The following is a 17,313-nucleotide window of genomic DNA, read 5'->3' on the forward strand; positions in this document are numbered from 1 at the left end:
GCGTTTTAAAACAAAACGCCACTTTTTATTTATAAACTATAAAATCTGATTGTATTATGGAGAATATGGAAACAGCCTTGTTGCTGCTTGTTGTTGGGATGGGGACGGTCTTTGCCATCCTTTTACTATTAATTTATTTGGGTAAATTTCTGATTGCCTTGGTTAATAAATATGCCCCTGAAGAAGAGGTTGCTGCCAAACAAATTATGCCTAAAGGTCCGTTACCGATACCGGGTAATGTACTGGCTGCCATTACTGCTGCAGTTAACGTGGTAACTCACGGAAAAGGGAAGATAACCAAAGTCGAAAAAATTAATTAAATAATATAAAAGCTATATGAAAAAAGAAATTAAGTTCAGCTTGCTATTCAGAGACATGTGGCAATCGGCCGGAAAATATGTTCCCAGAGTAGATCAGCTGGTAAAAGTGGCACCTGCCATTATTGAAATGGGATGTTTTGCGCGTGTTGAAACCAATGGGGGAGGTTTTGAACAGGTTAATTTGTTATTTGGTGAGAATCCCAACAAGGCAGTACGCGACTGGACAAAACCTTTTCAGGAGGCAGGAATACAAACACATATGCTAGATCGTGCGCTCAATGGGCTTCGCATGAGTCCCGTACCGGCAGACGTACGCCAGCTATTCTATAAAGTAAAAAAAGCACAAGGAACAGATATTGCCCGTACCTTTTGCGGATTGAATGATATCAGAAACATTGCACCGTCTATAACTTATGCCAAGGAGGCTGGTATGATTTCTCAATGTTCGCTTTGTATCACGCATTCGCCCATCCACACGGTTGAGTATTATACCAACATGGCGTTGGAGCTCATTAAACTAGGGGCGGACGAGATTTGCATCAAGGATATGGCAGGCATCGGACGCCCCGTTTCTTTGGGGAAAATTGTCGCTAATATTAAAGAAGCTCATCCCGAGGTGCCGGTGCAGTATCACAGTCACGCCGGACCGGGTTTCAACATGGCGTCCATTCTGGAGGTTTGTAATGCCGGTTGTGATTATATTGATGTAGGCATGGAACCGCTTTCTTGGGGAACAGGGCATGCCGATTTACTTAGCGTGCAGGCTATGCTAAAAGATGCGGGCTTTCAAGTTCCTGAAATTAATATGGAGGCATATATGAAGGTGCGTAGTCTTGTACAAGAATTTATGGATGATTTTTTAGGCTTGTACATCAGCCCTAAAAATCGTTTGATGAATTCGTTACTTATCGGACCCGGACTGCCCGGTGGTATGATGGGGAGTTTGATGGCTGACCTGGAAGCCAATCTGGAATCAATCAACAAGTACAAAGCAAAACACAATCTTCCGTTTATGACGCAAGATGAGCTTTTAATCAAACTGTTCAATGAGGTGGCTTATGTGTGGCCGCGTGTAGGGTACCCTCCTTTGGTAACTCCATTTAGTCAGTATGTGAAGAATTTGGCAATGATGAATGTAATGGCCATGGAAAAAGGAAAAGAGCGTTGGGGAATGATTGCCGATGACATTTGGGATATGTTATTGGGTAAGGCCGGCCGCTTACCGGGTAAGCTGGCTCCTGAGATTATTGAGAAGGCTGAGCGTGAGGGACGTAAGTTTTTCGAAGGAAATCCGCAAGAAAACTATCCGGATGCACTTGACAAGTATCGCAAATTGATGAAAGAAAACAAGTGGGAATTAGGACAAGATGAGGAGGAACTTTTTGAATATGCCATGCATCCTGCTCAATATGAGGCTTACAAAAGTGGAAAGGCCAAAGAAGACTTTCTAGAAGATGTAGCCAAGCGAAGATCGGAAAGAGATAAGGCTCCGGAAGAGGAAGTAAAACCTAAAACACTTACGGTGCAGGTGGACGGACAGGCTTATCGGGTAACAGTGGCTTACGGTGAAGCTGAGTTAGCGGCATCCGGTGCACAGCCTGTTGCTCCTCTTGGAGAAGGAAAAGAGGTGCTTTCTCCGCTGGAAGGGAAGTTCTTCCTGACCAAGAATGCATCCGACATTCCTCTTAAAGTGGGTGATGCAGTGCAACAAGGGGACGTTATATGCTATGTTGAAGCCATGAAAACGTATAATGCCATTCGTGCCGAGTTTGCCGGAACAGTTACGGCCATTGGTTTTGCTCAGGGAGATGCGGTATCTGAAGACGATGTTTTAATGAAGATTGGATAATGAACGATATATTTGAGAATTTATATGAAATGACTGCTTTCAGCAATATCATTGCTGAACCGCAGTTTTTGATAATGTATGCCATCGCTTTTGTATTACTTTATTTGGGCATTAAAAAGCAATATGAACCTTTGCTGCTTGTGCCTATTGCTTTTGGTGTGTTGCTGGCCAACTTCCCCGGGGGTGATATGGGAGTCATACAAGCGGATGAGTACGGAATGGTGAATGTGCACGGGGCTATGAAGAATATCTGGGAAATGCCTTTGCATGATATTGCACATGAATTGGGGCTAATGAATTTTGTGTATTACATGTTAATCAAAACAGGTTTCTTACCCCCAATTATTTTTATGGGAGTAGGGGCATTAACTGATTTTGGACCGATGTTGAGAAACCTACGTCTTTCTATATTTGGTGCTGCTGCTCAATTAGGAATATTTACGGTTCTGCTGGTTGCCATTTTAATGGGATTTACTCCGCAAGAAGCTGCTTCATTGGGAATTATAGGTGGCGCTGATGGTCCTACGGCTATTTTTACAACCATTAAGTTGGCGCCTCATTTGCTGGGTCCTATTGCTATCGCGGCTTATTCTTACATGGCGCTGGTTCCTGTTATTATTCCGCTGGTGGTAAAACTGCTTTGCACAAAAAAAGAATTAAGTATCAATATGAAGGAACAGGAGAAGCTGTATCCGTCAAAAACACAAATCAAGAATTTGCGTGTGTTGAAGATATTATTTCCAATTGTAGTTACTACGGTGGTAGCATTATTTGTACCTAGTGCAGTTCCCTTGGTAGGGATGTTGATGTTTGGAAATCTGGTAAAGGAAATTGGTACTAATACGTTCCGCCTGTTTGATGCTGCATCAAACAGTATCATGAATGCTGCAACCATTTTTCTTGGTCTATCGGTGGGAGCGACTATGACTACGGAGGCTTTTCTTAACTGGACGACTATCGGTATCGTTGTTGGTGGCTTCTTGGCGTTTGCATTATCTATCTCGGGCGGTATTTTATTGGTAAAGGTAGTTAATTTGTTTAGTAAGAAAAAAATCAATCCGCTAATTGGCGCAACGGGTTTGAGTGCTGTACCTATGGCTAGTAGGGTGGCCAACGAAATTGCGTTGAAGTATGATTCTAAAAATCATGTGCTACAGTATTGCATGTCCAGCAATATATCCGGCGTTATCGGTTCGGCTGTTGCTGCCGGTGTGCTGATTTCATTTCTTGGGTAGCTGAAATAAAAGAAACGCCGGTTGATTACATAAGCAATGAACCGGCGTATTTTTTTTAATTTTAATTATGCATGTAATTCCAATATAAAACGAGATCCTTTGTGATAAGTGGCGTCCAAACTTAAATTACCGTTCATCTTAATAGCTATGAGTGAACAAATAGGTAATCCCATTCCATCTCCTTCTGTGAAATCTCTTATTTCAGAAAATGGTTTAAATAGATTCTCTTGCTTTTCTTCAGGAATACCACAACCAGTATCAGTAACAATAAATTGGTGCGTGTGTGCACCTCTCTTTTTGAAATCAAGCATGATTTTTCCACCTTCAGGAGTATAATTGGCTGCATTGCGTAATAAGTGCAACAATAAGCGCTCTAGTTGTTCCGGATTTACTTTTATTGTTAATTTGGGCGCATTAACGACACAAGAAACTTCAGTCTGAACTTGGTCTTTAATTCTTAGCATTATTTCTTCACAGAAGGTATTGATATTAATGTTTTTTGTTTCGTATAAATCTGATAATGCATTTTCTAGATTAGCAAGCTCTTTGATGTGCTCGCCAAAATCTTTCAATGCTTTGACCTCTGGCTGAGAGGAATTCATTCTGCCTAAAGTGGGTTCCATTTGTGCCGAGATGTTCTGAATGAATTTTGTTTTCATTTCATTATTCTCATTTGCCAGAGTAATTATTCTTTTTTGTTTTCGGTTGTTTACCATATAACGGAGCAAAATAACTCCACAAGCGATTAATAAACCAATGATGATAGCTATTACCACGGAAAGACCTACTATCATGTATTGTTTGTTGGAAAGAGAGTTTTCTTTCTCTTTTATGGTTCGTTGACTCTCATCATATTTTCGCTTTAAAACGCTAAGCTCATCTTGGGCACTGGCTGCTTTTACAGAGTCAGTCCAAGCTATTAGTTTCTCGTATGTACGGGCAACTAATGTTGCATTATTTGTTTTTTGAGCTAACACAATGAGCTGCTTGTATAGGGCTTCTGCCTTTTCGTTCTTTTTTTGTGCTTTGTATTCACTGATTAACTTCGAGAAATAAATATCTCCTTGAGCATATATACCGAATGCGTAATAATAATTTGCCTTGGTATACATAAAATCTTCTTTGATAGAATCATTTTCTACATTATTCGATAACTGTTCTATTTTGTTTAATAATTCTAGCGCTTGGGGAGCCCGTTTTAAAGAGACGTACATGTGCAGGCGCTCTTTATTGATGTAGAAACGAAGTTCAGGCATATATTTCCCTGTCTTTTGTTCATGCTTGGTTACTTCCTGTTCCATGCTGGTGCACAGGTTGAAGGCTTCTTTATAGTAGTTTTCACGATAATAAAGTGAAGTCGTTTGCACGCCACACTTTATTGCCGAAGCAGTATTGCCTTCTTTTATGTAAGCATTATAGGCTTGAAGGAATAGATAACGGGCTTGAGTGTATTCTTTACGACTCAAACAGGATTGTGCTTGCTGCATGTAGCTTTGACCACTATTGGCTGCTTGTACCGAATCTATTATGCCGAGGCATAAAATAAGAGAAAGGATTAAGGTAAATTTTCTCATGTGTTATTGATTTTTTATAATTGTAGATATGATTGCTGGGTTGTTTTCTTCTAAAATATATTCTTTTTCATACACTTTGATTTTCAGGCTTTGACCCTTAATCAGTCTGACTTCAATATTTCTTTTGTTGATGCATAGCTGAAGTGTTCGTTCCCGAAAATTAATCTTAAAAGTATAGCTGTTCCATTTTTGAGGAATTGTAGGACTGAAACTCATCAGCCCCTCGAGTACTTGCATGCCGGCAAATCCTCGTACTATAGCGAGCCACCCGCCTGCCATACTGGTTATGTGCAAACCTTGCTCTAATTCATTGTTGTAATCATCCAAGTCAAGACGAATAGCATGCAGAAACAGATTGTAGGCTTTGTCTACGTAACCTACTCGTGAAGCTAAAATGGAATGCAGATAGGGTGAAAGAGATGATTCATGTACTGTGCGAGGTTCGTAAAAGTCAAAATTGCGACGGATAAATTCTTTGTCGAAGTTGGTATAATATAAATACAAACCTAACAATACATCGCTTTGTTTGATGTAACAAGAACGCAAGATACGATCCCATGACCAATGTTGGTTGATAGGGCGCTCATTGTCCGGAATATCTTGTACCGTTTTTAATTCTTTGTCTAGGTAACCGTCATGTTGTACAAATATGCCCAGTTCTTTATCTTCAGGCATATACATATTGTCTATGATTTCTTTCCACCGGTATGTCTCTTCTTTATCAAAAGAAGTCTTTCTACGGATACGAGCATACTCATCAGGGTATTCTAACCCTATCATCTCCAAATACTCGAGGGTCACTTTTAAACATTGTATGCAAGAGTAGTTCGTGTACCAGTTATTGTCAACGTTGTTTTCATATTCGTTAGGACCGGTAACTCCTAATATCACATATTTTTGTTTGGGCTGCGAGAAAGAAACTCGTTGACTCCAAAAACGACTGATTGCGATGAGTACCTCCAATCCATAATGAACAACATATTCTTTGTTGCCGGTCATGGTGGTATACAACATGATGGCGTAGGCTATAATACTGTTGCGGTGTATTTCTTCGAAGGTGATTTCCCATTCGTTATGGCATTCGTCTCCATTGATGGTAACCATGGGGTAAAGAGCTGCGCCTCCGTTAAATCCAAGTTTTTTGGCGTTCTCAATGGCTTTAGGTAAGTGATTGTATCGATAAAGTAATAAATTACGCGCTACGTCTTTAGGATTAGACAATAAGAAGAAGGGTACGCAGCATAACTCTGTGTTCCAATAGGTATTTCCTCCGTATTTTTCGCCTGTAAATCCTTTGGATCCGATGTTTAGTCGTGGGTCGTCTCCCCGATAGGTTTGGTTCAATTGAAAAATGTTAAACCGAATTCCTTGTTGCGCTTCAGGGTCTCCGTCTATTATTACATCTGTTTCGTTCCAGATGTCTTCCCATACCTTTTTATGTTCGTTTACCAGTGCATCCCATCCTATTGCTTTTGCTTTTTTACTTTCAGATACAGCTTCATCAACCAATAGCTGACGATCGTAGTAAAGCGAACTTAGAACAGCGGTATATTTTATCAAAGTGACCCGCTCACCGGGTTTTACATCGGCTCCAATACTGAACCCGGTCATTTTTTCTTTCTCTATCTTAATGGGATTCCCGGTGATTTCTTTGCTGTTCTTAAAGAGCTGGTATGTCATGCAACTACACACTTGCGAGTCTTCATGTCGTGTCTGCGTCCATAAATAAGCATATTCGGAGGTTGTTTCAGCTCGTAAAATATTCCACATCTTTTCATTGAAATTAGACGTCTCATGCTTTACGTCACCATTTATGTAGGGAACCAGTGATATTTTCCCTTCGTAATTGACTGATGTTACACTGTATTTTATAATACATAGGTTTTGATTTGCCATGCTGGTTATATGCTCAACATGTACTTTCAGTTTATGACCTTTAGGTGAAGTCACCTGGAAATCACGATAAGAGATTCCCTCTTTCATATCGAGTCGTCTCTCAAATGAATCTACATCCCAGAGTGCCAGGTCAAGTTCTTCGTCAATTAATCTCACAATAATGCCGCTCCAATTGGGCGCATTCGGTATACGGGTGAAATAGTTGGGATATCCGTTTTTCCACCATCCCACACGAGTCTTGTCCAGAAATGAAATACCTGCCAGATATGAACCTTGTAACGTGTCACTGCTGTATGTTTCCTCAAAATTGCCACGCTGTCCCAACCTGCCGTTTCCCAAACTGAAAATACTTTCGAAAGCGCGCAGGTTGTCAGCGTGAAAACCCTCTTCAATAACATTCCATTCATCTGTTTTGAGGAATTTCTTCATGATATAGTGCTGTTTTAATAATAAATAACTGCTACAAGGTTTGTATCTTCTACAAAAATACTTTATAAAAACTACTATGCAAGTATTTCTCTTGTTTTTTATTTATCGTTTGTGTGTACCACTGTTTCTTTAACGAAATATACACAGCAGGCACCTATCATTAATAATGCACCGGCAAGAACTAACATATTTATTTGTTTGCCTCCCACTAAGTGTAAAATGCCGCCACCAACTACGGCTGCCACAATTTGCGGAATACAAATGGTTCCGTTGAATAATCCCAGATAAGCTCCCATGTTTTTACCGGATATGGAGTTGGTCAATATGGTGAATGGCATTGCCAACATCGCTGCCCAAGCGCAACCTATCAGTAAATAAGATATGAATAATAGATATTGATCGGTAAAAAACAGGGTGGATACAAAACCACAGCCACCTAACAGTAAACTTAACGAGTAAGCTAATTTGCGAGATTTGAATAATGGAAGTATCACTGCCCATACAACCGAGCCGATGGCTTGTACGGCAAATAGTATGCCTACCCAGTTTCCGGCTTCCTGGTAGCCGGCGTTTTGTACGTTAGTGGTATTCCAAACGGTATCGGCTATAGCTCCATTGGTATATGTCCACATGTACATAAAGGCGGCCCAGCTAAAGAATTGGACCAGGCCGACTGTCCAGAATACTTTGGGTGCATGTTTTAATAAGGATATAAAATCTGTTTTTTCTTGTCTCTCATCGGCCGTTATGCCATGAAATTCTTCAAATTCTTTAGGAGGCATTTCTTTCACTTTGACAGATGTGTATATTACGCAAAGCATCAGGATGGCCGATCCGATGTAGAATGAGTAAATAACAGAATCGGGAACCGTTCCTTTGGCTGCTACATTGTTAATGCCTATCCACGTAAATAGAAAAGGGAAAAGGTAACCCATCAGACTGCCGGCATTGCATAAGAAACTTTGAATGGAGTAGGCCAAGCCTTTTTGCTTTTCGTTAACCATGTCACCTACCAACATTTTAAATGGTTGCATCGCCATGTTGATTGAAGTATCCAGAAACATGAGAGAAATGAGTCCGAATATCATAGCTGTGCTTATAGCCATTCCGAAACTTCCGGCATTGGGGAGCAAACACATAACTAATACTGCAACGAGAGATCCTATAAATAAATAGGGAATGCGTCGGCCGAATCGGGTCCATGTTTTATCACTTGCCGATCCGATAATGGGTTGCACAATAATTCCGGCTAGTGGTGGTAGTATCCAAAAATAACTGAGGTTGTGCGGATCAGCACCTAAAGTGGCAAATATTCGACTGATGTTTGCACTTTGAAGTGCATAGGCTATTTGTACGCCGAAAAATCCAAAACTGATGTTCCACAGTTTCCAAAAACTTAAATCTGGTTTTACTTTCATGGTATTATTTCTTAGTAATTATTATTTTGTGGTTCCTCGAACTACCAGATTGGTTTTAACAATCCGGTTGTTGTTTTTTTGTTCTCCGCTTGTTCCCTCTAAGCGGCCTATTAAAATCTCAAAAGCACTTTCTCCAACTTCTTGTCCGTGTTGCTCTACGGTAGTTAGTTTCGGATCTGTACTTTGTGCAATGGCTCCATCGGTAAAACCACAGATCGAGACTTCATCGGGTACTTTAAGCCCTACTAGTTTACAAGCATACAAAATGCCTGAAGCTGTTTCGTCGTTAATAGCAAAAAAACCGTCGGGACGATTTTTCTTTTCCAGCAGGTCGGGTGTGATGGCTATGGCTTGTTCGCGGGTATCGCATAATTTAATCATGTTGTCGTCTACCGGAACTTTGTATTTTCTCATGGCATCTAAATAACCGTTTCTTCTATTTTTGGATATTTCCAAATGAGGTGGCCCGCTATAAAATAAAATACGTTTGCAGCCGGTCTGAATCATGTATTCAACGGCAGCAAAAGAACCGGCATAATCGTCAACAACCACTCGTTCGGTATTGATACCGGTACAAATGCGGTCATAAAAAACAATAGGTATGTTGTTGTTCAGGAGTTCTTGGTAGTGATCGTATTGAGAGGTGTCTTTAGCCAATGAAGTAATAACGCCGCATACTCTTGCAGCAAGAAAGGAGTGTACTATTTTAACTTCCTGTTCGTACTCTTCATTGCTCTGTGCCACTAAAATGTTATAGCCGGCTTTAGCCGCCTGCATTTCTATGCCGCTTAATACGCAAGAGAAAAAATGATGTACCAATTGCGGGATAATAACACCAATGGTGTTTGAACGACTGGTGCGAAGATTCAGGGCCAAAGCATTGGGCTTATAATTATGTTCGCGCGCGTATTTGTTGATGGCATCTCGAGTATCCTGACTAATGTCGGGGTTGTCTTTTAATGCCCTGGACACGGTTGAAGGAGAGACGTTCAACGCCTTGGCTATGTCTTTTATTGTTATCTGCGGTTTGTTCATGGTTCTCAATGTTTCAATCAAAGGTAAATAATACAAAGGAAATAACAAAACCATCGCATGTGGACTTTGTTTTAACTATATGCAAAAATAATGGAACGAACCGCAATTGTTTGATTATGCGGTGTGTTTGATTCCGCATCGGAGTGCAAACGATTGCACTGTGCTAAATGCAGATTTGACTAAATAAGTTGTATCGCTCATGTTAAGAAGTCCTATTTTTGTCGCAGTGACAAACGAACAGAATGAGAGGTTCTGTTAGTGATGTGAAATGTATATTCAATATATTGTTAACTTTAATTTTAAGAATGCATGAAGCAAGTTAATCTTAGAATCCTTCGAACGATTCTTCCCCTGCTATTAGGGATGTTCTTGTCAATTGGCGCTTTTGCTCAACAGATCTCCATTAGGGGACATGTGAAAGATGTAACAGGCGAACCAATTATTGGTGCTAACATATTGGTTAAAGGCACTTCGAACGGAACAATTACAGATTTTGACGGTAACTTTGTTCTGAATGCTCCTCAGAATTCTATTTTAGTATTCTCATTTGTAGGATACAAGTCGGCCGAGATTCCTGCAACCCGTAGCATGGTAGTTACGCTTCAGGATGATGCGGTGATGCTTGAGGAAGCCGTAGTTATCGGCTACGGTACAGTGAAGAAAAATGATGCAACAGGTTCGGTTACAGCTATAAAACCTGATAAATTGAATCGTGGACTAACAACCAATGCGCAAGATTTAATGGCCGGTAAAATAGCTGGTGTAAATGTTGTTTCTAATGGTGGTACGCCGGGTGGTGGAGCAACCATACGTATTCGTGGCGGTTCTTCTCTTTCGGCCAGTAATGATCCGTTGATTATCATTGATGGTTTGGCAATGGATAACGATGGCGTTAAAGGTTTGGCCAACCCTTTATCAATGGTAAACCCCAATGACATTGAAACTTTTACGGTATTAAAGGATGCCTCTGCAACTGCTATCTACGGTTCACGTGCATCAAACGGTGTGATTATCATCACTACTAAAAAAGGTTCTGCAGGTGCAGCACCTAGTGTGGCATACGACGGTAATGTTTCAATGAGTAATGTCAAAGAGACGCTTGATGTACTGAACGCAAGTGATTATCGTAAGTGGATTGTAGCACTCTATGGAGAAGATAGCGATGCTTACAGAGCTTTGGGAAACAGTAATACTGACTGGCAAGATGAGATCTATAGAACTGCATTGAGTACAGACCATAATCTTACCATATCGGGAGGCTTGAAGAATATGCCTTATCGTGTTTCTTTGGGATATACCAATCAGAATGGTATTATTGAAACTTCTAAATTTGAACGTTATACGGCATCTGTTAATGTAGCTCCTTCGTTCCTTGATGGTTATTTGAAACTGAACGGAAACTTGAAGGCGATGTTGGCTAAAAGTCGCTATGCCGATGGTGGGGTAGTGGGAGCAGCCGCTCGTTTTGATCCAACGCAGTCTGTTTATTCTTCTGATGATGTTTACAAAAACTATTTTGGTGGGTATTTCCAATGGACAACAAGCGGAACAGCTTTGAATGATCCGAATTGGACGCGCACATTCAACTCATTGGCACCTGCCAATCCGGTTTCTACTCTTGAGATGAAAGACGATAGAGCTACATCGAAATCTTTGGTAGGTAATCTGGAAGTTGATTATAAATTCCATTTCTTACCCGATCTTCGTCTTCACATGAATGGAGGTATGGACCTCTCAACGGGTAAACAAACTACGGATATTAATCCTTATTCAGCTTCTAATAACTATTACGGTAGTTATGGTTGGGAAAAGATTGATAAATATAATCTTTCTTTTAACTCTTATTTACAATATACTAAGCAGTTGAATATTCACAACTTTGATGTAATGGGTGGTTACGAGTGGCAACATTTTCACCGCGAAGGATCTTCACGGTACAATGGTTATTATCAGTCTACTCATACAGAAAAACCTGGCGAAGCATATAACCTGACAACAAAAGAATGGGCTTCAGAAAACTTCCTGGTTTCTTTCTTTGGTCGTTTGAATTATTCTTTATTGGATAGGTATTTGTTTACTGCTACAGTACGTCATGACGGTTCTTCTCGTTTCCACAAAGACAATCGTTGGGGAACATTCCCTTCATTCGCGTTGGGATGGAAAATAAAAGAAGAGGCTTTTATGAAAGATGTAGATCTTTTCTCTGATTTGAAACTCAGATTAGGATATGGTATAACAGGACAGCAAAACATTGGTAGTGATTATGCTTATTTTGCTTCTTACAATGCCAACAAAGATGGTGCTTATTATCCTATCGGTTACGGAAATGGTGAGACTTATAGACCGAATGCTTATAATAAAAACCTGAAGTGGGAAAAAACAACAACTTACAATGCCGGATTGGATTTTGGTTTCCTTAATGGTCGCATCACTGCTTCGGCTGATTACTATTTCCGCAAGACTGATGACTTGTTGAATTATGTATATGTTGCTGCCGGTACAAACTTTAAGAATCAGGTAAATGCGAATGTAGGTTCTTTGGAAAACAAAGGTTTTGAATTAACAATCAACGCAAAACCGATTGTTGAAAAGGATTTGACTTGGGATGTTGGTTTTAATCTCACATATAATAAGAATGAAATTACTAAATTAACCAGTGGTGACGGCGAAGGATACTATGTTACTACAGGTGGTATTTCTGCCGGAACAGGTAATACGGTTCAGGCGCATGCTGTTGGACACCCGGCTTCTTCTTTCTATGTATACCAACAAGTATATGATAAAAACGGTAAACCGATTGAAAACTTGTTTGTAGATCGCAATGGTGATGGCGTAGTCAATGAAAGTGATAAATACTTCTACAAAAAACCAACAGCAGATGTGTTGATGGGATTCACCTCTAAATTAATTTATAAAGCTTGGGATTTGAGTTTTTCACTGCGTGCCAGCTTCAATAATTATGTATATAATGATGTAGAGTCTAGCAATAGCGATATGGGTACACTCTATGCTCCTTCGAATTTTTTGGTTAACCGTCCTACCATGGTACTTGCCAATAACTTCCAGGGAACCGGTAACTACTATATGTCCGATTATTATGTACAGAATGCTTCTTTCCTGAAATGTGATAATATTACGTTGGGATATTCATTCAAGAAACTCTTTGGATTAGGTGTTAGTGGACGTGCTTATGCAGCAGTATCTAATGTCTTTACGATTACTGATTACAAAGGCCTTGATCCGGAGGTAAGTAGAACTGTTACCGGAGGTGTTGATATGGGTATTGACAGAGATATCTATCCACGTCCGTTGGTTTCACTTATCGGTTTAAGTCTTAACTTCTAATCACTTAACATTTAAAGAACATCATTATGAAATTAAGATATTTAAAATCAATTATACCGGCAGCAGCCTTGACATTGGCGCTCAGTATAACCTCTTGTGTGAGCGATTTGGATGTTAATCCGATTGATCCGAGCACAACAATGGAATTTAATCAAAACGAAGTTTTTACTAAAATTTATGCAACACTCGGCTTGACGGGACAGGAAGGTCCTGCCGGAAGTGGTGATGTAGATGGAATTGATGAAGGAACTTCTGATTTTGTACGCTTGATATGGAATCTGAACGAATTACCTACCGATGAGGCTCATTGCAACTGGGGTGATGTGGGAATTCCTGAATTGAACTATGGCGCATGGGGAGCTTCTCACAGCCAAATTACAGGTTTGTATTATCGTTTGTTTTTTGATGTGACTCTATGTAACTTCTTCTTGGAACAAACGGAAGGAAAAACGGATGCGGAGTCTGTTGCTCAGCGTGCGGAAGCCCGTTTTATTCGCGCATTGAATTATTACTACCTGATTGATATGTTTGGCAATGTTCCTTTGGTAACAAGTGTTTCAACAGAGAACCCTCAACAAGCAAAAAGAAGTGAACTGTTCAACTTTGTTGAAACGGAATTATTAGCTATTGAACCTGATATGAAGGACCCACGTACTAATACGTATGGCCGTGTTGACAAGGCAGCTGCATGGCTATTGTTGTCGCGCTTGTACTTGAATGCTGAAGTGTATACCGGTACTGCACGTTGGACAGATGCTGCTACTTATGCAGAAAAAGTGATGAACTCTGCTTATACATTGAGCACTACTTATAAATATTTGTTTATGGCTGATAATAATGGTAGTTCTGTTAATACAGCGAACACTGAAATTATCCTTCCTATTTTGCAAGATGGAGCTACAACCAAAAATTACGGTGGTAGTTTGTTCTTGATTGCATCAACACATAAGGATGATATGCCTTACTACGGCACTACCGAAGGATGGGCTGGAAATCGTTGCCGTCCTCAGCTGATGGCTAAATTCTTTCCAACATCCGATGCTCCTAATGTAGGAGTTACTGAAATGGTTACAGCTGCTAAAGATGATCGTGCTTTGTTTTACGGAACTGATCGTACGTTGTCCATAGATGATGAATCCAAATTTGTCAATGGCTTCTCTTGTGCTAAGTATTCAAACGTAAGAGCAGATGGTGCTTCATCTAATGATTCCAAATTCACCGATACGGATGTGCCTTTTATGCGGGCTGCCGAAGCTTATCTTACTTTTGCTGAAGCAACTCTCAGAGCAAACAATAGCATCAGTTCGGATCCCGTAAAAAATGCTATTAATGCTCTTCGTACACGTGCAAATGCAAAGACGGAGACTTCTTATACCTTGAGTATGATTTTGGATGAGTGGTCCAGAGAATTTGCATTCGAAGGCCGTCGTCGCTCTGATTTGATCCGTTTTGGCAAATTTGGTGGTAACTCTGATTATACTTGGCAATGGAAAGGTGGTACTCAGGCAGGAACCAGTTTTAGTGTAAACTATAACTTATATCCTATTCCTACCAACGACTTGAATTCTAACTCTAACCTGACACAGAATCCTGGTTATTAATGAGGCTGCAACAAGATTTAGTAATTAATAAAAAGTAATGATTATGAAAAAAATAACGATATGGGCATCCTTGTTCTTGGGATTATCTCTTTTCACAGCTTGTGAGGATGACAGAGATTCAAATCCGATATTACAGGATCCAACTGCTTTTGTATTGAATACGCCTGCCTATTCTACGGCAGTATATGACTTGTCGAAGTCTTCAAGCGTGGAACTGACTTGTTCGCAGCCTGATTACGGTTTTACTGCTGCAACAGTCTATACGGTTCAGGTTTCGCTAAACAACGATTTTACAACCGAAGGAGCCTATACTACTTTGGCTACTACTTATACAACTGCCAAAATGAATGTTGATGCATCGGAAATTGCGACAGCAGCAACTACAATGGCTTTAGCTAATGGCAAGACAGAAGATGAATTTCCCATTGTGACCAAGATGTATGTTCGTCTTAAGGCGGCATTAACAACCGGAACGGGAGAAATATATTCCAACGTAGTTGAATTACAGAATGTTCGCGTACATTTCGCATTAAGTCCGGTTGTGTTACCCAAAACAATGAATATCATCGGAAGCGGTGTTGGCGGATGGGATTGGGAGAAAAACGCTATTGCAATGATTCCTACCTATGACAATAACGGTACGTTCTGGAGAATGATTTATGTTCCCGCTAATGGCGAATTGAAGTTCAACATTGAAAAGGCTTGGGATGGCGTTGAGTTTGGAACCACTGCTACGTTGAAAGATAATGCAGAGGCTGGTTTAAGTGGTGACGGTAATATTGTTGTTGCGAAAGCCGGTTGGTATCTGGTGGTTGTAAAAGCTGAGATCGTTGGCCGTAACATTGTTTACACCGTTGAGTTTAATAAGCCTGAGGTTTATTTGATGGGTGTAACAGCCGGCGGTTGGGATGTGCTTGATAGCAATCTGTTTGATGTTCCTGCAGATGGAGAAGGATTCTTTATTTCCAAACCTTTTGCTGCTACTGACGAGGTACGCATGTGCGTTAAACTGAAAGATGTTGATTGGTGGAAAACTGAGTTTATCGTTTTGGCAGATGGCCTTATTTCTTATCGTGGTACCGGTGGTGATCAGGAAAGATTTACTGGTAGTGCAGGACAGAGAGCTTACCTGAACTTTATGACTGGTAAAGGAAAGTATGAGTAATAACATTTAATCAGGAAATGAATATGAAAAAGATAGCATTATATATGCTCATGCTGGCATCAGCATTGGTTGCTTGCGATGAGGACTTTAACGAAGATGTTGCTGCTCCGCAGAGTTGGGAACAGGAAGATGGTAAATCGGTTTCTTTCTCAGCTACGGCTGCTTCGGCAATTGATTTAGCAACGGTTACGGCCGATTCGGTTGCTGTTTGTTCATTCACCGCTCCGCCGGTGAGTGAAGGGCAAACGATTACCGGTTTCGATCTGAGCTTTGACCAAAAAATACTTTTGAGTCTAACGCCAACGGGTAAAGTTGCAACAGCCGATTTACAATCGGCTGTAACACAGCTTTTTGGTAAACGTCCTGAAGCGAGAACCATGAAAGGCGTTGTTCATGCGTACATGAAGACAAATGGTCAGGTGTTCCGCGCTTCTTCCGATACGATTGATATTATTGTTACCCCGGTGGCGCCCGTTATTGAAACGGCTTATTATTTAATCGGTAATATGAATGATTGGGACGGAACCAAATTAGTTCAATTCAATCACAGCGGTAAAGATGTGTATGAAGATCCTTATTTTACTGTTATCGTTAAGGTTCCTGCCAATTGTTACTGGAAAATCATTCCTCAATCGAATGTGGATGCAGGTAATGTATGGAATAACCCTGGTGTTCTTGGTCCGTCTGCCGATGGTGATACTTCTGCAACGGGTACATTAGTAAACGATAATGCTCAAGCCGGTAAAATAGCTGAAGAAGCAGGCTACGTTAAGTTTACATTGAATATGATGGAATCAACTTACACCATTGAATACATTGGTGATATGGTTCTTCAATTATATGTACCAGGGGCGCATCAAGATTGGAAGCCCGAGTTGGCACCTATTATTTATTGTCAGAACTATGACATGAAGTATGATGGATATGTTAACTTTACAGCTGCCGGTCAAGCGTTTAAGTTTACCGCTCAACCAAGCTGGGAAGGTACTAATTACGGTAACGGAGGAGACGGAACGCTAAGTACCGACGCTAACGCTGGAAACATGAGTGTAACCGAAGCCGGTTATTACCGCTTAACTGCTAATTTAGCAACAACTCCTATGACCTATACGGTGACCAAAACTGTTTGGGGAATTATTGGTGATGCAACACCGGGTAGCTGGGATGCTTCAACTGATATGACTTACAATGCAACGACCGGTGAATGGACTGTAACGGCTGAATTAACAGGAGGAAAGGCCATGAAGTTCAGAGCTAATAATGCATGGGATATTAACTTAGGAGGTAATGCAAGTAATCTGACTTATGGCGGCGACAATATGAGCATTGCTGAAAGTGGTACTTATTTAATTACCTTAAACTTAAGTGATCCTAAGGCTTATAAATGCACAATTGTAAAACAGTAATTACATACTGTTCAGTATAATGATCGGGGCTTCAACAGGT

Annotated in this window: 11 protein-coding genes; 7 read left to right on the forward strand and 4 right to left on the reverse strand. The window is 40.5% G+C overall.

All coding sequences use genetic code 11. The features are described from left to right. Positions 1-56 precede the first annotated feature (56 nt). From ACKPCE_RS07740 to ACKPCE_RS07750, 3 genes are read left to right on the forward strand one after another with little or no spacing between them, the layout of a single operon-like run. Positions 57-320: an OadG family protein gene (locus tag ACKPCE_RS07740; protein WP_024997096.1), complete on the forward strand. Its 264-nt coding sequence runs from the start codon at positions 57-59 to the stop codon at positions 318-320. A gap of 16 nt (positions 321-336) precedes the next feature. Continuing rightward, complete coding sequence (locus ACKPCE_RS07745) at positions 337-2,169, forward strand: biotin/lipoyl-containing protein (RefSeq protein WP_319504737.1); 1,833 nt, start codon at positions 337-339, stop codon at positions 2,167-2,169. Further along, the gene (locus ACKPCE_RS07750; RefSeq protein WP_276962943.1) at positions 2,169-3,404 is read left to right on the forward strand and encodes a sodium ion-translocating decarboxylase subunit beta; all 1,236 of its coding nucleotides are present in this window, start codon (positions 2,169-2,171) and stop codon (positions 3,402-3,404) included. The genes ACKPCE_RS07745 and ACKPCE_RS07750 overlap by 1 nt, the downstream gene beginning before the upstream one ends. A gap of 65 nt (positions 3,405-3,469) precedes the next feature. Here ACKPCE_RS07750 and ACKPCE_RS07755 read toward each other — a convergent pair whose 3' ends face one another. The 4 genes from ACKPCE_RS07755 to ACKPCE_RS07770 form a co-directional block, all read right to left on the reverse strand. Further along, the gene (locus ACKPCE_RS07755) at positions 3,470-4,978 is read right to left on the reverse strand and encodes a sensor histidine kinase (protein WP_319504738.1); all 1,509 of its coding nucleotides are present in this window, start codon (positions 4,976-4,978) and stop codon (positions 3,470-3,472) included. Positions 4,979-4,981: 3 nt separating this feature from the next. Continuing rightward, positions 4,982-7,303, reverse strand: coding sequence for a family 65 glycosyl hydrolase domain-containing protein (locus tag ACKPCE_RS07760; RefSeq protein ID WP_319504739.1), 2,322 nt, complete (start codon positions 7,301-7,303; stop codon positions 4,982-4,984). A gap of 98 nt (positions 7,304-7,401) precedes the next feature. Next, a complete protein-coding gene (locus ACKPCE_RS07765) occupies positions 7,402-8,721 on the reverse strand; it encodes an MFS transporter (protein WP_319504740.1) in 1,320 nt (439 codons plus the stop codon). Between the two features lie 21 nt (positions 8,722-8,742). Then, positions 8,743-9,756, reverse strand: coding sequence for a LacI family DNA-binding transcriptional regulator (locus ACKPCE_RS07770; RefSeq protein ID WP_024997091.1), 1,014 nt, complete (start codon positions 9,754-9,756; stop codon positions 8,743-8,745). 309 nt (positions 9,757-10,065) lie between these two features. Here ACKPCE_RS07770 and ACKPCE_RS07775 point away from each other — a divergent pair, with 309 nt between their 5' ends. The 4 genes from ACKPCE_RS07775 to ACKPCE_RS07790 are packed head-to-tail and all read left to right on the forward strand — an operon-like array spanning position 10,066 to position 17,273. Beyond that, a complete protein-coding gene (locus ACKPCE_RS07775; protein ID WP_319504741.1) occupies positions 10,066-13,101 on the forward strand; it encodes a SusC/RagA family TonB-linked outer membrane protein in 3,036 nt (1,011 codons plus the stop codon). A gap of 26 nt (positions 13,102-13,127) precedes the next feature. Then, positions 13,128-14,702 carry a RagB/SusD family nutrient uptake outer membrane protein gene (locus tag ACKPCE_RS07780; RefSeq protein WP_319504742.1) on the forward strand — a complete coding sequence of 525 codons (1,575 nt, stop codon included), beginning with the start codon at positions 13,128-13,130 and terminating at the stop codon, positions 14,700-14,702. Between the two features lie 43 nt (positions 14,703-14,745). Continuing rightward, positions 14,746-15,867 (forward strand): SusF/SusE family carbohydrate-binding protein, encoded by a 1,122-nt coding sequence (locus tag ACKPCE_RS07785; protein WP_319504743.1) that lies wholly within the window; start codon positions 14,746-14,748, stop codon positions 15,865-15,867. Between the two features lie 23 nt (positions 15,868-15,890). Beyond that, the gene (locus ACKPCE_RS07790) at positions 15,891-17,273 is read left to right on the forward strand and encodes an Outer membrane protein SusF domain-containing protein (RefSeq protein WP_319504744.1); all 1,383 of its coding nucleotides are present in this window, start codon (positions 15,891-15,893) and stop codon (positions 17,271-17,273) included. The last annotated feature ends 40 nt before the right edge of the window (positions 17,274-17,313 follow it).

It is taken from the genome of Bacteroides graminisolvens (genome assembly GCF_963666085.1).
Classification (GTDB): Bacteria; Bacteroidota; Bacteroidia; order Bacteroidales; family Bacteroidaceae; genus Bacteroides; species Bacteroides graminisolvens.